The 24,006-nt window shown below is 55.7% G+C and carries 21 protein-coding genes; 10 read left to right on the top strand and 11 right to left on the bottom strand.

Translation table 11 applies throughout. From position 1 onward, the window contains the following. The first annotated feature begins 24 nt into the window (after window positions 1–24). The gene (locus H3L93_RS08145; RefSeq protein ID WP_003794303.1) at window positions 25–936 is read left to right on the top strand and encodes a J domain-containing protein; all 912 of its coding nucleotides are present in this window, start codon (window positions 25–27) and stop codon (window positions 934–936) included. Window positions 937–1,032: 96 nt separating this feature from the next. On the opposite strand, the gene H3L93_RS08150 is transcribed toward H3L93_RS08145, so the two are convergent. Next, window positions 1,033–1,245 carry a heavy-metal-associated domain-containing protein gene (locus tag H3L93_RS08150; protein ID WP_003794301.1) on the bottom strand — a complete coding sequence of 71 codons (213 nt, stop codon included), beginning with the start codon at window positions 1,243–1,245 and terminating at the stop codon, window positions 1,033–1,035. A gap of 223 nt (window positions 1,246–1,468) precedes the next feature. Between H3L93_RS08150 and H3L93_RS08155 the strand changes: the two genes are divergently transcribed. The 4 genes from H3L93_RS08155 to H3L93_RS08170 all read left to right on the top strand — a co-directional run bounded on the left by H3L93_RS08155 (window position 1,469) and on the right by H3L93_RS08170 (window position 7,679). Further along, window positions 1,469–1,876: a hypothetical protein gene (locus H3L93_RS08155; protein ID WP_003794297.1), complete on the top strand. Its 408-nt coding sequence runs from the start codon at window positions 1,469–1,471 to the stop codon at window positions 1,874–1,876. Between the two features lie 98 nt (window positions 1,877–1,974). Beyond that, a complete protein-coding gene (locus tag H3L93_RS08160) occupies window positions 1,975–2,970 on the top strand; it encodes an FAD:protein FMN transferase (RefSeq protein WP_003794295.1) in 996 nt (331 codons plus the stop codon). Window positions 2,971–3,231: 261 nt separating this feature from the next. After that, on the top strand, window positions 3,232–6,459 hold the full coding sequence (locus H3L93_RS08165; RefSeq protein WP_003794292.1) for a hypothetical protein: 3,228 nt from the start codon (window positions 3,232–3,234) through the stop codon (window positions 6,457–6,459). Window positions 6,460–6,467: 8 nt separating this feature from the next. After that, on the top strand, window positions 6,468–7,679 hold the full coding sequence (locus H3L93_RS08170) for an autotransporter outer membrane beta-barrel domain-containing protein (RefSeq protein WP_155802967.1): 1,212 nt from the start codon (window positions 6,468–6,470) through the stop codon (window positions 7,677–7,679). Window positions 7,680–8,157: 478 nt separating this feature from the next. On the opposite strand, the gene H3L93_RS08175 is transcribed toward H3L93_RS08170, so the two are convergent. From H3L93_RS08175 to H3L93_RS08200, 6 genes are all read right to left on the bottom strand, one after another. Beyond that, window positions 8,158–9,822: a VWA domain-containing protein gene (locus tag H3L93_RS08175; RefSeq protein ID WP_003794286.1), complete on the bottom strand. Its 1,665-nt coding sequence runs from the start codon at window positions 9,820–9,822 to the stop codon at window positions 8,158–8,160. Between the two features lie 144 nt (window positions 9,823–9,966). Beyond that, a complete protein-coding gene (locus H3L93_RS08180) occupies window positions 9,967–10,824 on the bottom strand; it encodes a Hint domain-containing protein (protein WP_003794283.1) in 858 nt (285 codons plus the stop codon). 342 nt (window positions 10,825–11,166) lie between these two features. Beyond that, the gene (gene radA, locus H3L93_RS08185) at window positions 11,167–12,546 is read right to left on the bottom strand and encodes a DNA repair protein RadA (protein WP_003794282.1); all 1,380 of its coding nucleotides are present in this window, start codon (window positions 12,544–12,546) and stop codon (window positions 11,167–11,169) included. Window positions 12,547–12,661: 115 nt separating this feature from the next. After that, window positions 12,662–12,886: a hypothetical protein gene (locus H3L93_RS08190; protein ID WP_155802965.1), complete on the bottom strand. Its 225-nt coding sequence runs from the start codon at window positions 12,884–12,886 to the stop codon at window positions 12,662–12,664. Beyond that, window positions 12,855–13,733, bottom strand: coding sequence for an SPFH domain-containing protein (locus H3L93_RS08195; RefSeq protein ID WP_246313967.1), 879 nt, complete (start codon window positions 13,731–13,733; stop codon window positions 12,855–12,857). The genes H3L93_RS08190 and H3L93_RS08195 overlap by 32 nt, the downstream gene beginning before the upstream one ends. 158 nt (window positions 13,734–13,891) lie before the next feature. Beyond that, window positions 13,892–14,767, bottom strand: a complete 876-nt coding sequence (locus tag H3L93_RS08200; RefSeq protein WP_003794277.1) for a tetratricopeptide repeat protein — start codon at window positions 14,765–14,767, stop codon at window positions 13,892–13,894. Between the two features lie 167 nt (window positions 14,768–14,934). On the opposite strand from H3L93_RS08200, the gene H3L93_RS08205 reads away from it, so the two are divergent. Next, window positions 14,935–15,114 (top strand): hypothetical protein, encoded by a 180-nt coding sequence (locus H3L93_RS08205; protein WP_003794275.1) that lies wholly within the window; start codon window positions 14,935–14,937, stop codon window positions 15,112–15,114. Between the two features lie 110 nt (window positions 15,115–15,224). On the opposite strand, the gene mglC is transcribed toward H3L93_RS08205, so the two are convergent. The 3 genes from mglC to mglB form a co-directional block, all read right to left on the bottom strand. Next, entirely contained in the window at window positions 15,225–16,232 is a 1,008-nt protein-coding gene (gene mglC / locus H3L93_RS08210; RefSeq protein WP_003794272.1) for a galactose/methyl galactoside ABC transporter permease MglC, read from the bottom strand. Between the two features lie 168 nt (window positions 16,233–16,400). Continuing rightward, the gene (mglA, locus tag H3L93_RS08215) at window positions 16,401–17,927 is read right to left on the bottom strand and encodes a galactose/methyl galactoside ABC transporter ATP-binding protein MglA (protein ID WP_003794269.1); all 1,527 of its coding nucleotides are present in this window, start codon (window positions 17,925–17,927) and stop codon (window positions 16,401–16,403) included. 151 nt (window positions 17,928–18,078) lie between these two features. After that, window positions 18,079–19,146 (bottom strand): galactose/glucose ABC transporter substrate-binding protein MglB, encoded by a 1,068-nt coding sequence (gene mglB / locus H3L93_RS08220; RefSeq protein WP_003794267.1) that lies wholly within the window; start codon window positions 19,144–19,146, stop codon window positions 18,079–18,081. 448 nt (window positions 19,147–19,594) lie between these two features. On the opposite strand from mglB, the gene galT reads away from it, so the two are divergent. The 4 genes from galT (at window position 19,595) to tpx (ending at window position 23,746) form a co-directional block, all read left to right on the top strand. Further along, window positions 19,595–20,629, top strand: coding sequence for a galactose-1-phosphate uridylyltransferase (gene galT / locus H3L93_RS08225; RefSeq protein ID WP_003794263.1), 1,035 nt, complete (start codon window positions 19,595–19,597; stop codon window positions 20,627–20,629). 105 nt (window positions 20,630–20,734) lie between these two features. Continuing rightward, complete coding sequence (locus H3L93_RS08230) at window positions 20,735–21,580, top strand: hypothetical protein (RefSeq protein WP_003794261.1); 846 nt, start codon at window positions 20,735–20,737, stop codon at window positions 21,578–21,580. A gap of 88 nt (window positions 21,581–21,668) precedes the next feature. Further along, window positions 21,669–22,814: a galactokinase gene (gene galK / locus H3L93_RS08235; RefSeq protein WP_003794258.1), complete on the top strand. Its 1,146-nt coding sequence runs from the start codon at window positions 21,669–21,671 to the stop codon at window positions 22,812–22,814. Window positions 22,815–23,251: 437 nt separating this feature from the next. Beyond that, a complete protein-coding gene (gene tpx, locus H3L93_RS08240; protein WP_003794253.1) occupies window positions 23,252–23,746 on the top strand; it encodes a thiol peroxidase in 495 nt (164 codons plus the stop codon). Window positions 23,747–23,823: 77 nt separating this feature from the next. Here the strand turns inward: tpx and H3L93_RS08245 are convergent, their stop codons facing one another. Beyond that, window positions 23,824–24,003: a hypothetical protein gene (locus H3L93_RS08245; RefSeq protein ID WP_003794251.1), complete on the bottom strand. Its 180-nt coding sequence runs from the start codon at window positions 24,001–24,003 to the stop codon at window positions 23,824–23,826. Window positions 24,004–24,006: the final 3 nt, after the last annotated feature.

Genomic DNA, 24,006 nt, shown 5'->3' on the forward strand with positions numbered 1-24,006 from the left:
CTCAAAACACCGCCCCACCCCACTATGCGAACCCATTACGACAACCTGCAAATTCCCCGCGATGCCGATGAGCAAACCATCCGCCAAGCCTATCGCCGCCTATCCAAGCAATACCACCCCGATTTAAACCCCAGCGAAGATGCCAGCCGCATCATGCAGCTCATCAACCGCGCCTACACAGTCCTGTCCGACCCCGAACAACGCGCCGAACACGACCGCTGGATACGCCAGCAGGAAACCCTCCGCATCCCCCAACAGCCCACGCTGCGGCGGCAATCCGCCCCGCAACCCCAAAGGCAGCCTGAAAACGAATGCAATGAGTTTCGGCGCAGCCAAAACGCACACAGCGCGTCCAACACCGCCGCTCCCGCATCCAAAACATCCAAGCAAAAGCCGTGGCAGTCCCTCTTCATCATCGCCTGCTGCGCCCTTGTCGCCCTGTTTTTTTGGCAACTGAACAGCTACCTCAAAACCCAAGCCGCCGAAGAAGAAACCCACGCAACGCAGCCTGAAACCGCCGGCACCGCCCCAGCCGATGCAACGCAGCCTGAAAATGAAGCGCCAGCCGGTGCCACCCCCAGCAACTACGTTCGCCCCAGCACCGCGCCCAACGGCGAGCCCTTCCCCAGCACGTCAGGCTATGTGAAAAACTACCCCTACACCCGCAGCACCACCAAGCAGCTCACCATCTTCGTGGACAACATCCGCAACACCTCCGACGTATTCGCCGAGCTACACCAAGCCAACGCCCCCCAACCCCTGCGCACCTTCTTCATCGAAGAGCGCAGCCAGCTCCCGCTCACCGCGCTGGAAGCAGGCAGCTACACCATCCGCTATGTGCAGCTGGACACCGGCGAAACCGTTACCAGCGAAACCATCGCCCTATCCGACAGCCAAAAAGAAGCCACCGTTTATTTGCAGCGCGCCAAAGAATAGGCAGCCTGAAAACTGCATACGCCCTGCCGCACAACACAAAGGCAGCCTGAAAACGCATTCCACACGTTTTCAGGCTGCCTATTGTTGTTTACAGGATTACGCCACTTGCGCGTCAAACCCCGCATCGTCCACCGCTTCCGCCAACGCGGCGGGGTTGGTTTGCGCGGCATCGTATTCCACAACGGCTTTTGCGCCCGCCAAATCCACATCAGCGCGGCTCACGCCTGTAATGCCCGTTAACACGCGGGTTACGCTGTTCACGCAGCCGTTGCACGTCATGCCTTGAATGTTTAGGGTGGTGGTTGCCATGATTTATCCTTTCACGGATGAGTTGGAAAGTGCGCAATATAACGGTTTACCCCGTGGTAAAGTCAAGGGGGATGGCGTATGAGGCTTTATTTAGCCGCTTTTCCTAGCCACTGCACGCAGGGTTGAGACAACTTGCGAAGTGAAAACAGCATGAAAAGACGTTTTCAGGCTGCCTTTAATGCGAAAATAAAACAAATGAGGCAGCCTGAAAAAGGAATCTCGTATGAAAAAGAAAAAAATCAGCACGCATTACCTAGAACAATTTTTAAGCTGGCTTATGGAAGCCATGCACCCCGATTTGGCGCAATTTGAAGGGCTCAATCTGGCTAATCGCGCCAGCGTGCGGCAACTGGTCAATGGCTATTTAAAACCGCGCTTTGATGAGCTTTCGCCTGGCGGGCAATTTCGCGTGAAAGAAAGTTTGCGCTACGGCGTGGCGATGTGGTCGGAAGCAACATTGCAAAATTGCTTCCCGCAAACCAATTGCGCCTTCGCCTTGCCACGCGGCATCACAGCGCGGGAAATGTATCAGCAGATTTGGGCGGATTTGTTTCACGGCGAAGCGTGTGATGTAGGCGATTTGGCAACGTATGAAGCGCTGCCGTATGATGATTTTGTGATTAAAGCGTAACGGAGGCAGCCTGAAAACAAGCGAAACGAGTTTCAGGCTGCCTTCCCCGCCCAATTCATTTACAATCCGCCCGTTTTCAATAACCATTCTCAACCATCATGACCACACTCACCATCGGCAAAGACCCCGTGCAAATCACCCTCAGCGGGCACACCATGGGTTCGGACTACGCCGTCAAATACATCAACTGGGCAGACGGCACGCCCCAGCCCACGCCCGAAACGCTCAAAGCCGCCATCGATGACCGCTTGCAGCAAGTCAACGACGAAATGTCCACCTACATCCCCAACTCCCACATCAGCCGCATCAACCAACTGCGCGACACCGAAAGCCACACCCCCCTGCCGCGCGACTTCGCCCATGTTTTTCAGGCTGCCCTACGCATCAACCGCATCACGCAAGGCGGGCTGGACGTTACCCTAGGCGCTCTGGTGAACGCATGGGGCTTCGGGCCCGAACCGCGCGGCGCATTACCCGACGCAGAAGAAACCGCCCGCCGCGCCGCCGCCGTGGGCATGGATAAATTTGAACTGCAACAGCAAGGCGATGCAACGCTGCTGCGCAAAAAACACCCCGATTTGTATCTGGATTTATCGTCCATCGCCAAAGGCTTTGGCGTGGATGCCGTGGCGCAAGTGTTGGAAGATGCAGGCATTGGCGACTACTTGGTAGAAATCGGCGGCGAAATACGCAGCGCAGGCAAAAGCCCCGCGGGCGAGCCGTGGCGCATCGCCATTGAACACCCCGAGCCGCCGCACCATCCGCATCTAATCATCGCCCTGCCGCATCACGGCTTGGCAACATCGGGCGGCTACCGCAATTTCCGCCAAGACGAAAACGGCGACACGCACACGCATTTAATCAACCCGCGCACGCTGCAACCCGTGCATAACAGCATCGCCTCGCTGTCGGTGATTGCCCACACCAGCATGGAGGCAGACGGCTTGGCAACGGGCCTGACCACATTGGGCGCGGCAGACGCATTGGCTTTGGCGCGGCAAGAGCATTTGGCCGTTTGCATCATTGAGCGGCGGGACGGCGCGCTGCACACGGCCTACACAGACGAATTCGCAGCGTTTATCCAGCCAAAATAAACACTTACCTCATCAGCCCTGCCGACGCGCAGGGCTTTTTGTTGCGCCAATTCCACACCAAAACAAATAAAAACAATTTCTATTTAACAACTTAACGATTGTGCGAATAATTTTCATTTGTTGTAAAGAAATGATAATTTATAATGCGCGCCGTTTTTATTAACGCCAATAACCTTTTATTTAATAAGGAAATATATGAGTAACACCAAAAAATTCAGCTAGAAGGCATTGGTGCTGCACACTGCTGCGGCACTTTTTGCTATGTCTGCCCACGCCGTGCCTTACCAACAAGGTTCCAGCGCCATCGCCACCGTTGATGCGGGCGAGCGCGTGGAAAAAATCACCGACATCACCGCCGCGAAAAAGCGCGACGGTTCCATCAACAAAAAACCCGCTGTCGGCTCATCCGAAACCGATTTCAACCGCGCCGGCAATCCCGTGCGGATTATCTGGTATGGCAACCCGAAAGATAACGACAGCAAAATCGCGCAAACCGGCGCGCTGAACAACGGCTTTATCCACGGCAAAGTGAACGTGGAAGCCACCCGCACCACCAGCAAAAGCGAAAAAGGCTCAACCATTGATGCCAACGGCATGGCAAACGCGATTGACGCTTTGGGCTGGACACCGCACACCAACCCCAACAGCGTGGAATATTCGCTCACCGACGGCATTGTGAACAACGGCATCGCCGAGGGTGAAGCCAAGCTGCAAGGCGGCTTGGGCGGCGTGCACGGCAAAGTGCAAAGTTTTGCCACCGCCAACGGCATTTCGCTGGCCGCTATCACCGATTTCGGCAAAGACAGCATCGGCGGCGCAAGCGGCGCGTCGGGCAGCAAATCATCCGGCAGCGCAGCCATCAACAATAACAACGACGACGAGCTGGACGACGACGATTTGGACGATTTGCTGATTGACGACGGCAGCACGCCCCGTCCGCCCAAAGACACCAGCCAAACCGATATGTATGGCAAAAACCTGAATGTGCGCATCGCCAAAGTGGAAAACACCGGCACGCTTTCAGGCAGCCTGAACGCGCAGGCGTTCCAAGGCATTAAAAACCGCCAGCCGAATAAATTCGTGCCCATGTTCTACGGTGTAACGCCCGTTGCCTCGGGCAACGGCGTGTCGCTGGCAACTTATGTGGACACACCCGACCGCTACACCTTCTCGCAAGAGAAAGAAAACACGCTGTATATGGGCAGCCTGAAAAACAGCGGCGACATCAACGGCGAAGCGGAAGTGCGCGGCGGCGCGAACGTAACACACACCTACACCAAAACCAAAGCCGTGGGCAACGGCGTGTCGCTGATGGCAGACTCGGGCCGCAACGCCAAACACGGCACCACCGTTACCTTGGGCGCGGTAGAAAACAGCGGACGCATTTCAGGCAGCCTGAAACAGGTTTCCGGCAACACGTCCAGCAACAATTCCGTGTTCATCCAAGGCACCGCCGAAGCCCTATCCAGCGGCAACGGCATTTCGGTGTTGGCGTATGCCGAAAACGCGCAAATCCCCAAAATCTACGCCTCTTTGGGCGAAGCCAACGGCAACACCATCACCGGCTTGAACAACACAGGGCGCATTTCGGGCGAAGCCCACATTCGCGCGGGCGACGGCGCGGGCGACCGCAGCATCAATATCGCTGCCACAGGCAACGGCGTGTCGCTGCACAACAACCGCAAAGTATCCGGCCCTGTTAGCTGGTCGGGCTGGGGTCAAAAACCGCTTGCCACCCAGCTGCGCCTGTATGGCGTGAACAACATGGGCATGATTACCGGCAATCTGGAAGCGCAACCCGGCGTGTTATACAACGCCGCCAAACGCGGTACGGCAATCCCCGATATGCCCGTGGTGCCGCTGTTGACCGACAAAGACAACGTTCAATTAACCGACAAAGGCAACACCACCCCCGCCAAACCCGATAACGCGCAAAACAGCGGCTACGGCGGCATTTTGAACAGCAACAACCACCGCGCAGGCTTGGATGTGCGCGGCAGCGGCAGCGGCATTTCCATATTCAGCTCCAACGGTCATATTTTAGATTTGGAAGCCAGAAAACCGGACGAATTGCCACAACAGCTCGGCACGGTTTACAACCAAGGCGTGGTAAGCGGTTACGCCAAAATTTACCACGGCTATGAAAACGACAGCGGATACAGTAACGGCTACAACGTGGTCGGCGCAGGCACAGGTATCTTCACCGATACCAAACTGTCGCACAGCATCACCAACACAGGGGTGATTTCAGGCAGCCACGCCGCGATTCTGACCCCGGGCGGCAAAAACGATGCGTATAGCTACCGCAACCCGTTGCCGGTGCACACTTACGGCACCGACAAGCTGAAAAACTACGGCTTGATGGCGGGCACCCTGATTGCAGGCGTGTACCGCTCCGAAGGCGGCAACAGCCAAACGCCGACTTATGGCTACTTCGATTCGTCGCTGGTTACGCAATACAACCAAAAAGACCCGCTGGAAAACTTGGGCACCAAGGTTTACCTGAACCGCGGTTACGACTATCAGGAAATTGAAGTGGCAGACCCATGGCTGGTCAGCGGCAAACGCAAAAAACTCGTCCCCGTCCGCAACGGCAAAGAAGAGCTGATTGAGCGCGTTGAAGTAGGCACGGGCGGCAAAGTGTCCATTCCCGCCGACGGCCATACCAAAGAGTTTGACATCATCAACGGCGCAGTGGATGCCGCAGGCAAAGACAGCAGCTACACCGCAACGGGCGATTTGGCAGGCAAAATCGTCAACGGCGCGGGCGTGGATAAAGGCGCGTTGGTTGCCAACCAAAACATCAAACTGGACAACAGCATTGTGAACGGCTATGCCCATGCGCTGTATCTGGCGGACGGCGCGGCCGTGAACGCCAACGACACCACGTTCAACGCCAACGGCTTCCGCGTTAACCGCAACATCAACCCCTTGGCGGTGCGCGGCGATGCGGGCAAAAACGTGCTGGATATTTCAGGCAGCAGCGTTATCAACGGCAACATGAACTTTGGCGACGGCGACGACAGCCTGACAATTGCCGACGAACACGTTCGCATGAACGGCCGCACCGTTGATTTGGGCGCGGGCGAAAACACGTTTAACTTGGGTCGCGCCAACAACGCAGGCCGCTCTAACCGCGGCAAACGGGAAACCCCTGCGGGAGCGATTGTGGTGAATTACGATGTGCTGGGCGCGACCAATGTGAACGTGAACCGCAATGCGCTGATTGCGTCTGACGTGAACATGCGCGACACCAACAAACTGGCGGTGGCAAACAATGCGCAGCTGACCTACCAAGCAGACGGCGAAACGCAACACGCGCTGTACAACGCCAACGGCGGCACGCTCACGCTGGATGTGCAAGGCAAAGTGCAAGTGGCTTCGTCGGGCCGCAGCGACACGCCGAGCAAATTGAGCTTTGGCCGCGATGTGGACGACGGTTTGTCGGAAGACCCCAACGCGCCCACACCACCAGCCCCAATGTGGTGAGCAGCGATGTGCGTAACCCCAACCCTGTGATTGAGCGTTTGATTCGCAACCCTGCGACACCAACGCCGACACCTGTTCCCGTTGTGCCTACCCCAACGCCAACCCCCACTCCAACGCCCACACCCGTTCCGCAGCCATCACAAACTGCGTTTGACCGCGTGAACGCGCTGGCAGACATCAGCGCGTACAGAGATGCGTTCAACAGCGCGGACAACGCGGCGTTAAAAGGCAAAGACCCGTTTGCCAACACCGTGGCGCAAGGCACAGCGCAAACGCAAGCCTTGGCAATCCGCGATTATTTGGTGCAAGCCGTAGACAAAAACATCTACGGCGCGGTGCCTGCCGCCGCCTTGGCAAACCACCAAGACACGCGCAGTGAAGCGTTGGACAACAACGCGCGCCTGCTGCCGCGCGGCACGATATACACCAGCGTGTCCGGTCGCGCCACGCAAAACAACGCGTTAAACGGCATTGCCGACCACGCGCGTGATACCACCTTGGGCGCAGGCGTAAGCTACGGCGTTACCGACAGCTTCACCGTTGGCGCAGCCGTGAGCGGCGGCCGTGAAAAATTGGACGGCGAGCTCAACAGCAAGCTCAAAGGCAACGCGGTGTTTGGCAGCGTGTTTGCGGTGAAAGGCTTTGGCGATTTCACGCTCACAGGCGGCGCGGCTTATGGCAGAAGCAGCCTGAAAGGCAGCCGCAACATCAGCAACGGCTATGACAGCGGCTCATACGATGCGCGCATCAAACCCTCGGTTGCCAGCGTGTTTGCCGAAGGAAAATACGCCTTCCGCTTGAACGACGCGATTAGCTACGAGCCCAAAGTGATGCTGGCATACAACCGCGTGCGCACCGACAGCGTGTCTGAAAACGGCGTAGGCGGCCTGCAAGTGTCCGGTCGCAGCTTCAACACCGTTGATGCGGGCATCGGCCAAGATTTGCGCTTCACCCACCAGCTGCCGGCGGGCAAATTGTCTGCCAAAGTGTCGCTGGACTACATCCACACCTCCGGTCAGAAAGACTTGACCGCACGCTTTAACGGCGCACAAAACGGCTTTGCGATTCGCACCGCGAAAAACAAATCCACCGTGCGCGCGGGCGTGGGCGCGGAATACGAATCGGTGGGCGGCTTGGTGCTTCGCGCCGGTCTTGCCGACAGCATCCGCAAATCGCGCAGCGACTGGCAAGCCAACTTCGGCGTGGGCTTGAAGTTCTAACCATAGCTGACAGCCAATAAACAAGGCAGCCTGAAAATGGATTTCTCCGTTTTCAGGCTGCCTTTTTATATCGGAAAAACAAGCTGTTGTTTACCGGCAGACCGGGCAGGATGCCCGACCTGCTTAGGTTGCAACCTTTGCCAAACCCCAACGGTAGCCTGAAATCGAAATCAGCCGCCGACGCGCCATCGTTTGCAGGCTTTGCAAAGATTTCCAACAAGCGGCAGCCTGAAAAACAAAAACCGTTTGCGGTCGCGCCAAACGGTTTTCTGTCGGATGGATTGGGTTTCAGGCTGCCCTGCCCTATGCGGCTTTCAGGTCATACAGGCGGGCGATGGCGGCGTGATTATGCTGATTGGGGCGGCGGCTTCTTGGTATTGCCGTTTGATGGCTTCCATAGCAGGTTTCCTGAACCCAAGGCAGCCTGAAAACGGGCAAAGCAGGTTTCAGGCTGCCTTTCTTTGGCTGGGCGCAAATGTTATTTCGCTTTGCCCGCGGGTTCTTTCGCGCTCAAATCGGCGGCTTCGTTGAGCAAATCGACAAATTCGTTCACCGTGCCGTATTCGTCTTTTTTAACGGTTCGGGCAAGGGCGATGATGTCTTGCCAGCCCATTTTGCCGTTGTATTGGCCGCCGTGCAGCTGTTGCCCGTAGGCGGCCGCGGCAACGGCAAGGCGCGTGGCGGAAGAGGCTTGGGCGAGGGGCTGGCTTTGCGCGGCAACGGGCTGTTGCAGCAGGATGCTGTGTTTGCCGTTGGGGTTTTTATAGCGCAGTTTCACGAATGCGTATTCTTTCAGGCTGCCCGAACGGGGCGGGGCGGCTTGGTAACGCGATTCGTCGAGCCAGCCTTGTTTGCCGGCGGGGATGATTTCGTAAAGGGCGGTTACGCTGTGCCCTGCGCCGATGTCGCCCGCGTCCACTTTGTCGTTGTTGAAGTCTTCTTGTTTGAGCATGCGGTTTTCATAGCCCACCAAGCGGTATTCTTTCACGGTGGCGGGGTTGAATTCCACTTGGATTTTCACGTCTTGGGCAACGGTGGCCAGGGTGGACGAGAGCTGGCGCTGCAACACTTTTTTGGCTTCGGTTTCGTTGTCGATGTAGCTGTAATTGCCATCGCCCGCATCGGCAAGCTGTTCCATCAGCTGCTCGTTGTAATTGCCCGTGCCAAAGCCCAGCGTGGTGAGCGAGATGCCTGCCTTGCGTTTTTCGGCAACGGTGTCTTTCAGAGTATTGAAATCGGTGATGCCGACGTTGAAATCGCCGTCGGTTGCCAGCAGGATGCGGTTGATGCCGTTTTTAATGTAGGCTTTTTGCGCTTGGGCGTATGCCATTTGCAGGGCTTGTTCGCCCGCGGTTGAGCCGCCTGCTTCCAGTTGGTTGATGGCTTGCAGGATGGTGTCTTTGTCTTTGCCCGATGTGGGCGGCAGCACCAGTTTTTCGTTGCTGGCATAGGTAATCAGGGTAACTTTGTCTTCGGCGCGCAGACGCTTGGTCAGGATGCGCAGCGTTTTTTTCACCAGCGGCAGCTTGTCTTGCGCCTGCATGCTGCCTGAAACGTCCACCAGAAACACCAGGTTGGCGGGCGGCAATGCGCTGCTGCGGATTTCTTTGGCTTTAATGGCGATTTTGATGAGCTTGGCATCGGCTTGCCACGGCGAATCGATGGTTTCGGTGTACACGGCAAAGGGTTTGCCGTCGCTGGGCGGGGCGTAGCCGTAGTCAAAATAGTTAATCAGCTCTTCAATCCGCACGGCATGGGCGGGCGGCAGGCGGTTGTCGTTTAAAAAGCGGCGCGCATTGGCATAGCTGCCGGTGTCTACATCGATGCTGAATGTGGACACGGGGTTTCGGGCAACGGCTTGCACGGGGTTGGATTCAATCTTGCCGTATTTTTCGGTGTTTTGCGGCAGGCTCGGGGCGGGTGCGATGCGGGCGGTTTTTTCCAGCGCGGCATAGGCGGGCGCGCCTGCGTATTCTTTCACCGCGGCGGCATTGCTGCGTTCAAACATGATGAATTTGTCGGCGGGGGTTTCGTATGAAATGGCGGGACGCGCGGCGGTTTTGTGCGCGGCGGGCGGATGCGTGCCGCAGGCGGTGAGTAACAGGGCGGCGGCGATGTTCAGGCTGATAAGCGTGCGTTTCATGATGGGAACTCCGTGTGGTAAAAAAAGGAGGCGGCAGCCTGAAACGGGATGGGGTTTTCAGGCTGCATTTTGTCGGGTTTTGCAACCCAACCTACGCTTGCTTTTGAGTTCGGAAACTGCGTGCGTCGCAGGGCGACATAAATTCTAGTTATGCACCAGGATACATTGATAACCAACGCAATAGGTGTGGTAATCCTCGACCTCAATGTTGTAGACCGTGGTGCGGTAGCGGCGGTAATGCCGTTGTCCGTCCTCATCCACATACAGCAGGTTCTCGTCGTTCGGCATATCCATCAAATCCCATGTCGGACTATGCCGCGATTCTTCATTCAGCACCATATCATAATTTTCTCCCTGATCCGACTGCTCCCAGCCGTAAGCCAGATTGGTCTGCTGTATCCAAGCCTGGTCGGTATCGCGGTAGGCATACAGCGGGCGGTAATCCTCCACCACGCAATAATCGTTTTCAAGACCCAGAACTACATCGCCGCGCTCAAGCTGGTCGGCGCGCTTCCACACCGGCTGTTCGTACAGCCGCATTTCGTAGGGCGTGTGCTTAAATGCCCACAGGGCTTCGTATCTCGCCCTGCCTTCATCCCCGGCAAACACGTCTTCGCCGTCGTCGTAATCGCAGCCCTTCCAATAAGCACCGAGCTTGCCAAATTCCGGATGTTCGACAATCAGGTTGGTAACCACGCCGTACACGCAGAACGGGTGGTTCGGAGTAACGACCAGGGCTGCCCCTCTCCCATTTCGGTTAGGAAAACAAGAAAAATTCAACATTACCACTTCCTTGTCTTCGTAGCGGAAGGTGTTCACCACCCGTTTGGGCACGGCCTCGCCGATGCCGTTTTCCGGCCGCGACATCACCCAATCGCCTACCTTCAGTTCGTCTATCGGCGTCCAGCCTTCTTCCGTTTCCACCAAGGTGCCCTTCATAAAGCAGCCCATGCCGGAGGACAGGGCGTTTTCTTTGTCCTGTTTGTAGATAAATTCGTGCATTGCATCTCCCGAAAGATTGTTTTTCAAGGCATCCGCCTTGAAGTCGTTAAAGGATTTCGCCGATACTACGGCATGTAAGCTAGCCCGCTACCCCATGCAGGCTACGCTTGCTGCTTTTTGTTGAGGTGGGCAAGACGAGCTGCGCTCACCTGATAACGTCATATTAATCCATTTAGTGACATTCGTAATTCTTCACTACCTAATGTACCACAGGGATAGCAGTAGGTCGGGCATTGATGCCCGACATTGCGAGCGGGGTTGTCGGGCATCAATGCCCGACCTACGGCTAAAAGGCAGCCTGAAACAGGAAAATCCCCCCTTTTCAGGCTGCCTTTTAAACGTTTATTCCGCCAAATCCCGACACAGCTGCACCGCTTCATCCAGCCGCTCTACGCCGTAAATCTGCAGATTGGGAAACTCTTTGGCGTTGCGCGGCAAATTCGCTTTGGGAACGATGGCGCGTTGGAAGCCAAGTTTTTCCGCTTCTTTAAGCCGCTCCTGCCCGCGCGAGACGGGGCGCACTTCGCCGCTCAGACCAATCTCGCCGAACACCACCATTTTCTCGGGCAGCGGTTTGTTGCGAAAGCTTGACACCATCGCCAGTATTACCGCCAAATCGGAGGCCGGCTCGCCGATTTTCACGCCGCCGACGGCGTTGAGGAACACGTCTTGGTCGAAGCAGGCGATGCCCGCATGGCGGTTGAGCACGGCCAGCAGCATGGCAAGGCGGTTTTGCTCCAAGCCGACGCTCAAACGCTTGGGCGTGAAGCCGTGCGCATCGTCCACCAGCGCTTGTATTTCCACCAAGAGCGGGCGGCTGCCTTCCTGCGTTACCAGCACGCAGGAGCCGGCCACGTCGTCGCGGTAGCTCGCCAGAAAGATGGCGGAGGGGTTGGACACGCCTTTCAGGCCCTGCTCGGTCATGGCGAACACGCCCAGCTCGTTCGCCGCGCCGAAGCGGTTTTTGATGGCGCGTATCATGCGGTAGTTGGAATGCTGGTCGCCCTCAAAATAGAGCACGGTGTCCACCATGTGTTCCAGCACGCGCGGGCCGGCAATCGCGCCGTCTTTGGTAACGTGTCCCACGAAAATCATGGCGATGCCCATCTGCTTGGCGATGCGGGTGAACTGCGCGGCGCACTCGCGCACCTGCGACACGCTGCCAGGCGCGGACGTGATTTGGTCGGAATACATGGTTTGGATGGAATCGATGACCACCAGCGCGGGCTGGTGCTGCTTTAAGGCAGCCTGAACCGCCTCCAAGCGGATTTCCGCCAGCAGGTTGATGCCCTCGCTGTGCAGCCCCAGCCGCTGCGCGCGCAGGGCGACCTGCTGCGCCGATTCCTCGCCCGACACATACAGCACCTTGCGGCTCTGCGCCATTTTGGCGACGGTTTGCAGCAGCAGGGTGGATTTGCCGATGCCGGGGTCGCCGCCCAGCAGAATCACCGCGCCGTCCACCAGCCCGCCGCCGAGCACGCGGTCCAGCTCGCCCATGCCGGTGGGCTGGCGCGGCACTTCCACCGCGCTCACGCGCGACAAATCCACCACCTGCGCGGTATCCGCCGCCCACGATTGGAAACGCGCGTTTTTCGGCTCGGGCGCGGCGATGTCTTCTTGCAGGGTGTTCCATTCGCCGCAATGCGGGCATTTGCCCTGCCATTTGGGTACGGTGCCACCGCATTCGGTGCAGCGGTAGATGGTTTTGGGGGCTTTTGCCATGGGAGGAGGATTCCTTGTTTTTTGGGTTTCAGGTTGCCTTTTGGGGCGGGCGGATAGGCAGCCTGAAAAGGGTTGGGGGCGGTTTCAGGCTGCCTTTGGGTGATTGACAGGGCATTCAGGCTGAAACCTTTGCCACCCCAAGGCAGCCTGAAAACCGAAATGGCGCGGCAAAGGCTGGCGTATCCAATAAGGTTTTGCCGCTTGGCATGCTGTTGGCGAGCCGCCGACGCGCCATCGTTTGCAGGTTTGGCAACGTTTTCAGGCTGCCTCTGATGCCGTCCGCAAGGCAGCCTGAAACGCCGCCCCGCCTATTGCGAACGCGCGGGGCTGTTTGGCGCATGGGCGCCGCCCGTGCCGGTCATAATCGTGCCTTTAAAATCTAGCGGCACCACGACCACGTTGCCTTTTTCGCCCATTCTAATCAGCGCTTCCAGCGTTTTTTCGGCGAGGATTTTGTCGTCCAGCGACTGCGAGCGCACGCGGTTTTCTTCGGCTTCGGTTTTGGCGATTTCCAGCTTGTTGATGGCAACCTGCTTGCGGTTTTCCGAATCGGCAATCATGCGGATGGATTCTTGGATTTTCTCATCGGGCAGCAGGTTGGAAATGGTTACACGGCTCACGATAAAGGTGTCGGGGTCGTTGGCATCCAAGTCTTTTTGCAGGTTGGTGCGGATGATGTTTTCCAATTCGTTGCGTTTGGAATTGATGGCGAGCGCTTCAAAGCGGGAAACTGCGTCGGCGGAAACGGATTTTGCCTGTTTTTCCACCAGCATATAGGCGGGGATGTAGATTTTGCTGTTTTGCTCGTAGCCGTTCATATTGGAATATTTGGCGGCAATCATCGGCACTTTCATCGGATTGACGGAATATTGGATTTCAAAATCCAAATCGCGCAGGGAGATGTTTTCCTTGGTGGTGGGGCGCAAATCTTGCAGCTGCACGGGGATTTCTTTGACTGTGTATTTGTCGATGCGGCTGGTGAAGGTGGTGTGCCAGCCCACATTGGCGGGCTCGTCGTTGATTTTGCCGTTGAAGGTGCGCACCACGCCCACCTGCCCGGTGTCAATGCGGGCGAAGGGGCGGATGAAAATCAGCAGCAGCACGACAATCAGCGCGATGCTGCCGAGCAACAGGGCTTTTCCTGCTTTGGCGGTGCTTACGGCGGGTTTAGGGGCGGGGGTTTTCACAGTCTTCTCCTGCAAAATGGTTAGCAAACGGTCTGATTGTAAACGAAGCGGCAGCCTGAAAACCACCGCTGCGGGCTTTTCAGGCTGCCTTTGATGTGTTCCCCAAGGCAGCCTGAAAGGGCAAAACGGTTTTCAGGCTGCCTCAGTGATGCCGCAAATTATTCGGGGACGGTTTCGGTGTAAGGCACGCGGCTGTCAATCAATTCCAGCGTTTCTGCGCCGCTGTGCGATTTCACATATTGCTCCACTTCGGCTTTGGCTTTGGGCGCGTTGGGCAGATAGGCGGTTTCAATTTCGGAAAGTTTGCCATCAAAATTGCGGCGGGCAAGCTCGTTGGCATCGTTGCCGCTTTGCTTGGCTTGCGCGGATTTGGCTAACACATAAGCCGCAAACGGACTTTTGGGCACGCCGTTGCCTTGCATATACATCAGCGCGAGCGAATACAAGGCAGGCGCGTTGTTGCCTTTGGCGGCTTGGCGATACCAATACGCGGCGGTGTCGTAGTTTTGGTCGGTGCCCTGCCCTAAATCATATAAACGACCGAGTTTGTAGCGCACGGCGTTGTTGCCCGCTTTGGCGGCGATTTGGTAAAACGGCAAGGCTTGGGCAAAGGCCTGCATATTTTCATCGTAGCAGAAGCCCGCGTTGGCGGCGTTGGCGGCATCTTTGTGCAAGTCGTACACTTTTTCCAGATTGCGGCAGGCATGGTTGGCATCTTTGGGCACGCCGTCTCTGCCGTCCAAATACGCCATCGCGGCTTCGCTCAGGGCTTGGGCGTTGTTTTGGTCGGCGGATTTGTTGAGCCAAAAGATGGCGTTTTGCCATTTGCCCGCATCGGCATAAAACTTGCCCACGGTGTATTGCGCTTCGGCATCGCCCGACAACGCGCTTTGGAACGCGCCAAAATCATTGAGCAAGATGTTGTAATCAGCGTGTTGCGCGTTGAGCCACGAATTGCCCATAAACGCACCCGCGCCCAAAATGCCCACAAGGGCGAGAACGGCAATGGTTTTGCCTGAATCGTTTGCTGCCATAATGTATTCCTTCTGTTTCTAATGAATTGAACGCGCAGCATTTTAACATATCTTTTCAGATGCCCCTATTTTCAGGCAGCCTTGGCGCGTTTCTGTGTGTTTAAAGATACAAAGGCAGCCTGAAAACGCGGTTGTGTTATAATTCTTTCTTTTCAAAGGACAAAACGATGGCAACTAACCCCAAATCTCGCGCCAATGGGCAGCAAGAATCGCTGATTAGCAATCTGAACCACAAGCGCGAAAACCTGAAACACACCAGCATTTTGCGCGGTAATCTGCTGAAAATTTCCATTATCTTTTTGCTGTGCGCCAGCTTGTTTAACGTGATTATGATGTTGAAACGGTAAACGACAATCGGCAGCCTGAAACGGCGTTTAGCCGTTCTGCGCACCGCCCGCCATATGGCAAACAAAAAACAGCACGTTTTGCGCGTGCTGTTTTTGCGTTTTCAGGCCGCCTATTTTTTCTTGGCGTGTTTCAGCGAATCAATCGCCACCGCCATCACGATAATCGCGCCTTTTATGATGTATTGCCAATAGGGGCTCACGCCGATGTAGCTCAAACCGTAGTTAATCAGCGTGAAAATCACTACGCCCATCACCACGCCAATCACCGTGCCCACGCCGCCGCTAAACGACACGCCGCCGATGACGCACGCGGCAATCGCGTCCATTTCATACATAAAGCCCAAGTTGTTGGTTGCTGAGCCGATGCGCCCCGCTTCCAGCAAGCCGCCAAAGGCGTAAAACACACCCGATAGCGTGTACACGCCGAGCAAATTAAGCGTTACGTTTACGCCCGAAACGCGCGCCGCTTCGGGGTTGCCGCCAATGGCAAATAGGTTTTTACCAAAGCGCGTTTTGTTCCAAATAATCCACATCAACACAATCGCCACCAGCGCATACACGGTGATATACGACAAGCGAAAGCCACCGAGGCGGAAAAAGCCTTGCGTGAACTGCGAATAACTTTCGGTGAAGCCCGCAATGGGCGCAGAGCCAACGTGGTCGTAATACAGCGAGTTGATGCCGTAGATAATCAGCATGGTGCCGAGCGTGGCGATAAACGGCGTTACATTTAACACGGTTACAATGATGCCGTTCACCAAGCCGATGACCGCGCCGATGGCGCACGCCAGCAGAATCACCAACGGAATCGGCACTTCGCCCAAGTTGGGGAATACTTTGTTCACATTATCCGTTGCTTGCAGCAGCGTGGCAGAAACCACCGCCGCCAGCCCAACTTGCCGCCCCACGGACAAATCCGTGCCCTGCGTAACAATCAGCCCCGCCACGCCCAGCGCGATAATCACGCGCACGGAGGATTGGGTGAGAATATTGCTGAAATTGGTGAGGCTCAGGAAGCTGGTGTCTTTGGAGACGATGACGGCGAGCAAAATCAGCAGCACAAAATAGAGTGCATAGTTTTTAAATAGCTCAAAGGCTTGGTTGGAAGCGGTGGTCATGTTGAGGTTTCCTTGGATGGGATGGTTTTCAGGCTGCCTTACGCGGTTGCGCGTGTGTTTTCAGGCTGCCTTGGGTTGTGAAGTGTTAATCGGTGGTTGGCGGGCGAATGTATTTTCAGGCTGCCTATGTGGTCTGCGATAAGCTGATTTAGGCAGCCTGAAAACGGCTTATAGATACTTCGCCGATAACTGCAAAATCTCTTCTTGGCTGGTTTTAGCGGTTTCCACAATGCCCGCCACGCGCCCCGCGCTCATCACCAAAATGCGGTCGGTGATGCCGAGCAATTCGGGCATTTCGGATGAAATCATAATCACCGCTTTGCCGCGCGCTGCCAAGTCGTTAATCAGTTGATAAATTTCAAATTTCGCGCCGATGTCAATGCCGCGAGTGGGCTCGTCTAGCATCAAAATATCGGGGCTGGTGAGCAGCCAACGCCCCAAAATCACTTTTTGCTGATTGCCGCCCGATAGCGAGCCGATGCGCGTTTTGTGCGCGGGGGTTTTCACGCGCATGGCATCAATCACCCATTGCGTGTCTTCTTTCATTTTTTTGTTGTTCAAAAAACCCGATTTTTCGTAGCCGCGAATGTTGGAAATCAACGAGTTAAAGCTGATGTCCAAGCCGCCAAAAATGCCTGTGCTACGGCGTTCTTCGGTTACCAGCGCAAAGCCGTTTTTAATCGCGTCCACAGGCGAATGGTTGTCCACCAGCTTGCCATGCACGCGCACTTCGCCGCTGAGTTTTTCGCGAATGCCAAACAGCGTTTCCACAATATCGGTGCGCTTTGCGCCTACCAAGCCGCCAATGCCCAACACTTCTCCTTGGCGCAATTCAAAGCTCACATCTTGAATAGAGGGTTGATTTTTCGCGGTTAAATGGATCACTTGCAACACCACTTCGCTGGGCGTGTTGGTTTTTTCGGGGAAGCGTTGCGTTAAGCTGCGCCCCACCATTTTAGCGACCAGCTCGTCCATATTGGTTTGCGCCACGGCGAGTGTGTCTATCCATTTGCCATCGCGCAAAATGGTAATTTCATCGCAAATTTTGAAAATCTCTTCCATTTTGTGCGAGATATAAATGATGCCGCAGCCGCGTTGTTTCAGTTTTTCAATGATTTTAAACAGATGGGCGACTTCTTTTTCCGACAGCGATGAAGTCGGCTCGTCCATGATGACGATTTTGGCGTTATACGAAAAGGCTTTGGCGATTTCTATCATTTGCATTTCGGAAACCGATAGTTTCGCCACTTTCTCGCGCGGGTTGATGTGGATGTCTAGCTCGTTGAAGATAGCTTGCGTGTCGGCAAACATTTTGGCGGTGTCCACAAACAAGCCTTTGGTGGGGTATCGCCCCAGCCACAAATTGTCCATCACGGTGAGCTGTTTCACCAAATTCAGCTCTTGATGCACCATGGAAATGCCGTTTTCCAAGGCTTCTTTTGCGCTGCTGAAATTGACTTCTTTGCCCAAGAATTGAATGCTGCCCGAATCTTTGGCGTAAATGCCGAACAGGCATTTGAGCAGCGTGGATTTGCCTGCGCCGTTTTCGCCCATCAGCGCGTGCACCGAATGGGCTTTTACGGTGAGGTTCACGCCATCGAGCGCTTTCACGCCAGGAAAGGCTTTGTGCACATCGGTCATGGTGAGCAGGATTTCGTTTTCAGGCTGCGTTTGGGGTTGAGGCGAAGCGGTCATGTTTTCGGTCTCGTTGATTGGTGTGCGGTCGGGTCGGGCGTTTCAGGCTGCCTGATTGTTGCCGTTATTTAAGGCAGCCTGAAAACGGTTTGCAAAGACATTGCATCCGTCTCCCCGTTTTCAGGCTGCCTATTTAATACGCAGTAAGCGTTTATTTCACGAATTTATCCAAATTGGTTTTGTCCACGCCCACATAAGGCACGCGGATGATGCTGTTTTCCAGCTTCAAGGCAGGGTTTTGTTTCGGGTCTTTGCCGTTTGCCAAATCCACCGCCAGCGCGTAAATCGCTTTGGCTTGCGTGTCGCCGTCGTTCAACACTGTGCCCGCCAGCGTGTCGGCTTTAATCATTTGCAATGCCTCAGGCAGCGCGTCCACGCCGAAGGTGGGCAACACTTTGCCTTGCGCTTTCATCGCTTCCACCGCGCCCATCGCCATGGCATCGTTATTAGACAACACCACTTCAATTTGCTTGCCGCTAGGCCCTGCCAGCCAAGCCTGCATAATGTCTTTGGCTTTGGCGGCATCCCACATACCGGTGTCCAATTGCAGCTGTTTCACTTTGTAGCCATCGGCTTTCAGTTTTTCTACCACATATTTGGTGCGCGCTTCCGCATCGGGATGGCCGGGCTCGCCTTTGAGCAACACATAATCAATCACGCCGTCTTTGTTCAAATCCCATTCAGGGTGCGCTTTCCAAGAATCGCCCACCAATTTGCCTTGGATTTCGCCCGATTCTTGCGGGTTCGTGCCGATAAAATAGGCTTTATCGTAGGTTTTCAACGCCGCTTCGCCGGGGTCTTTGTTAAAGAAAATCACGGGCACATCCGCCGCTTTGGCTTTGCTGATGATGGTGGGCGCAGCGGCGGGGTCCACCAAGTTAATCGCCAACACTTTCACGCCTTTGGACAGCAACACGTCCACTTGGTCGTTTTGCGTAGATTGGCTGTTTTGCGAATCGTTAAGCAGCAGCTCGGCGGTTTTTTGCGTTGCCGCTTCCGCTTCCAAAGCCTTGCGCATCAACGACATAAAGTTATCGTCGTATTTATAAATCGTAACCCCGACTTTTGCCCCCTCGCCCACGGCTACCGCGCCGCTGCTTTGCTGCGCTTGTGCGCCCGAAGCGTTGCTCGCAGGCGCGCTGCCGTTGCCGCCTCCGCAAGCCGCCAAGCCCAAAGTTGCACATAAAACCGTAGCCAAAAATGTTGGTTTGAATTGCATGATGACCTCTCCAAAAGTGGGTTTGCACCGTTTTCAGGCTGCCTACTGCCCGGCAAAGGCAGCCTGAAAACGTTTGATTGAACGAATTTAGCTGGTTAACAACCAAATTACACAAAATTACAGCAGGCGAGTTTCGCCCAAACAAAAAACTTTGTAAACCCAAAAATTTCCCCCTTTTTGCAAACAATTTGAATTTAAATTGAAAAAAAATGTATGTTTTCGTAAAAATTCGCCATAAAATAGCCTAAGGTCTATTGCCATTCAAATTTTGCAGCGGATTTTGCGTCCTAAAAGGGCAGATACAAGGCAAAAATGCGAGCCTATGCCATCCCTAGGCGGATATTTTTAACGCCGCAGATGCCGTTTTAGGGCGCAAAAGCCGCCAAAATATTGATTATCAACAGAGCCTAGATTCTGTTTCACAGCACTACACACGAGTATCCGTCCCATGTTCTCCCCCACCGACCACCCCCACCGCCGCTACAACCCGCTCACCGAAAGCTGGATTTTAGTCTCCCCCCATCGCGCCAAACGCCCGTGGCAAGGGCAGCAAGAAAAAGCCGACACCGCGCCCAAGCCCGCCCACGACCCCGCCTGCTACCTTTGCCCGCGCAACAGCCGCATCAACGGCGAAACCAACCCCGATTACAGCGAACCCTTTGTGTTCACCAACGATTTCTCCGCGCTCCTGCCCGACACGCCCGCGTTCAGCGACACCGCCAATCCCCTGTTTCAAAGCCAAAGCGTGCGCGGCATCAGCCGTGTGATTTGCTTTTCGCCCGACCACAGCAAAACGCTGCCGCAGCTCACGCAGCCTGAAATTGAGCGCGTGGTTGCCACATGGCAGGCGCAGGCAGCGGAATTGGGCGAAACCTATCGCTGGGTGCAAATTTTTGAAAACAAAGGCGCGGTGATGGGCTGCTCCAACCCGCATCCGCACGGGCAAATTTGGGCGAGCGATTTTCTGCCCGATTTACCCGCCAAGGCGCACGCCGCACAGCAACGCTATTTCAGGCTGCATGGCAGCAATTTGTTGCACGATTATGCCGCCGAAGAATTGCGTCGCCGCGAGCGCATTGTGGTGGAAACCGCGCATTGGCTGGCGGTGGTGCCTTATTGGGCGGCTTGGCCGTTTGAAACGCTGCTGTTGCCCAAATTCCCCGCCCAGCGCATCACCGATTTATCCGCCGCCGAGCGCGCCGATTTGGCGTTGGCATTGAAACAGCTCACCACGCGCTACGACAACCTGTTTGAAACCAGCTTCCCCTATTCCATGGGCTGGCACGGCGCGCCGTTTGACGGCGAAGCGCACCCCGAATGGACGCTGCACGCGCATTTTTATCCGCCGCTGCTGCGCTCGGCAACCGTGCGCAAGTTTATGGTGGGCTATGAAATGCTTGCCGAAGCGCAGCGCGATTTAACGGCAGAACAGGCGGCGGAAAGGTTGGCGGCGTTGTCGCTGGTGCATTATTTGGAAAGATGATTTTCAGGCTGCCTTAATAAGCGTAGGGTGGGCAACTGGTTGCCCACCATAATGCAAACCACCAAACCCATTTTCAGGCTGCCTTAAACCGATTAAAAAACCGTTATGTCTCAAATATCTTTTCTGTGTATTGCCCTACTCTCTCTGCTGCTGGTCGCCTGCTATCCAAACAAAGCAAGCAGTGAAAAAACAGCTAATACGCCCCCCACCACCGCGCCAAATAGCAGCCGCATCGTTTTACTGGGCGATGAAATGCGCAAAAATATTTTGCCCGACTGCATCGCCCAAAACATCTGCCCAGACGGCAGCGAAGCGTTATTTCTAGTGCCGCCACCGCACGCCACTGCCGCTCAAACTGCTGATATGGCGCACCAAGCTGCGCTTGGCGTGTTGGTTCTTGATTCCGCAACTGGACCGCTACCTATTATTCGTGAACACACACTGATAGCGCGACAGGCTTATCTGCCGCTGGCTGTTTTTCTTACCCAAAGCGAGGTACTGACCAATAAAGACCTGAAAGACCTGCTGGAACTTGAAATTACGGAAATGCGCGATTTACTTGACAGCTATGATATGGACGGCAAGCACGCCCGCATTTATGTCGGCTATCAGGGCTTACGGCAGCTGATTGCCGATGCTGCTACGCTGACACCACGGCAGCAGCCATCCACCACGCTGCAAGTAAACAGTCGCCGTCTACACAGCTATATCTACAACCTAAGCCGCGAAGAAGGCGGTCATGCTCTGTCGGCAGGCGATAGCATGGATATATGGATAGGTGGGCAAACGGTGCGCTGCAAGCTCGTTTCGCCCCAAACCGTGGCAGCTGGCGAAACCCCCGAAGTGTTGCTGGAAGCCGAAAAACCACTGGCAGTATTCGAAGGTCAGCGTTTTCTGCTGCAACAAAACGGCAGACCGATTGCCCCTGGTGTTGTAGCGACTGTCGAGTAAAGAAATTCAGGTCTGAAACTTTAATAACCCACCATTGATTTGTATCTCTGTTTTCAGGCAGCCTGAAAACTACTTCAAAGGAAACCCCATGACCCCCACCCCACTCCCCCAACTCTTCCACCAACAATTCGCCCGCCCACACACCGCGCTGATTCGCGCCCCTGGTCGCGTAAACCTGATTGGCGAACACACCGACTACAACGACGGCTTCGTGCTGCCCTGCGCCATCGATTTCGCCACCCACGTCGCCATCGCCCCCAACGGCAGCCGCAGCGTGCGCGTGTATGCCGCCGATTATGGCGAGCGCGACGAATTCTCGCTGGACACGCCCATCGCCCCATCCGACAAACAATGGGCAAACTACATTCGCGGCGTAATCTGGGCGTTGGCCGAACACGGTTTCAGGCTGCCCGAAGGCGTGGACATCGCCGTCAGCGGCAACGTGCCACAAGGCGCAGGATTAAGCTCGTCTGCCGCGCTGGAAGTTGCCATCGGCAAAGCCGTGCAACACGTTTTCAGGCTGCCTTTGAGCGCGACCGAAATCGCCCAAATCGGGCAATACGCCGAAAACCGCTTTGTTGGCTGCAACTGCGGCATCATGGACCAGCTCACCAGCGCGCGCGGCGAAGCGGGGCACGCCGTGCTGATTGACTGCCGCAGCCTGAACGCCCAAGCCGTGCCCATACCCGCAGGCTTGGCGATTATGATTATCCACAGCCATGTGCAGCGCGGCTTGGTGGGCAGCGAATACAACACGCGCCGCGCCCAATGCGAAACCGCCGCCGCCCATTTTGGCGTGCCCGCCCTGCGCGATGTGTCGCTCGCCCAATTTGACGCAGGCAAACAAGGCTTGGACGCAACCGCCGCCCGCCGCGCCCGCTACATCATCCAAGAAAACCAACGCACGCTGGATGCCGCCGAAGCCATGCGCCGCAACGACATCCCCGCACTCAGCCGCCTGATGGCAGAAAGCCACGCGGGCATGCGCGACGAATTTGAAATCACCCACCCCGCCGTGGACACGCTGGTGGAACTTGCCAGCGAAATAATCGGCGAGCGCGGCGGCGCACGCATGACAGGCGGCGGCTTCGGCGGCTGCATCGTCGCCCTTGTGCCGCATGATTTGGTGGATGCGGTGAAAACGCATATCGCCGCGCATTACCAAACGCGCACGGGCTTGCAGGAAGAAGTGTTCGTGTGCACGCCGCAGGCGGGGGTGAGCGTGGTGGAGTAAGCGCATTGCGGCAGCCTGAAAACCTAATGACATGGCAACGGCATCATTTGTTTTCAGGCTGCCGCTGCTGTGTGAAGCAGCCTGAAACGCCCCCGCAGCAATATTGGAAAACCCGCGCACGGCTTGCCAGCAAGCCGTAGGAACGCGAATCAGCCTTTTCAGACTGCCCATTTTTGCGCCCGCGCTCGGGCAGCCTGAAACGCCCTTTTCCTTTCGTCGGTCTTTTCCGCATCCGAAAACAGAAAACCGCCTTTTCAGGCTGCCGCTGCCTTGCCTGCTTGCAACCGGCAACGCCGTTGCGCTACTATTCGCCTGCTTTTGGCTGCCCATTTTGCGAAACATTTGATGATATGCGCGGCTGGCGAAAAGCATTTGGTTTTAGGCGGCTATGAGGCAGCCTGAAATACATTTAACCCACACCCCACAAGGAAAACACGATGACAACCGTTACATTCTCAGGAAACCCCGTGCAACTGAAAGGCGCATTGCCCACCGTAGGCGCAGCTGCTCCCGCGTTTACGCTCACCGCTGCCGATTTATCCGACAAAACGCTGGCAGACTTTGCGGGCAAACGCAAAGTACTCAACATTTTCCCCAGCATCGACACCGGTGTGTGCCAACAATCGGTGCGCACGTTTAACCAACGCGCTGCTGCGCTTAACAACACCGTGGTGCTGTGCATTTCCGCCGATTTGCCCTTTGCCCAATCTCGCTTTTGCGGCGTAGAAGGCTTGGATAACGTGGTAACGTTGTCTAGCTTCCGCAGCAGCTTTGCGCAAGATTACGGCGTTGCCCAAGCCGATGGCGCATTGCGTGGTTTAACCGCTCGCGCGGTGGTGGTGCTGGATGAAAACGACAAAGTGTTGCACGTTGGCTTAGTGCCTGAAATCAAAGAAGAACCTGATTACGACGCTGCGATTGCGGTTTTGTAATCGGTCGTTCTTGCTGTAAACAAAGGCAGCCTGAAAACGGGGTTATGCGTTTTCAGGCTGCCTTATTGTTGTCTTGTTTACAACGCGGCATACACCAACCAATCGCCCAAGCGATGCCAACAGTTTGATGTATCAAAGCAGCCTGAAACCTTTGCAAAACCTGTAACCGATGGAGCGTCGGCTGCTCGCCGACATCTTGGCAAACCAGCAATGCCGTGTTTAATCAGCCATTTGGCGGCGAGCCACCGCCGCTCCATTTT

Source organism: Kingella oralis, from assembly GCF_014054985.1.
GTDB classification, from domain to species: Bacteria; Pseudomonadota; Gammaproteobacteria; order Burkholderiales; family Neisseriaceae; genus Kingella_B; species Kingella_B oralis.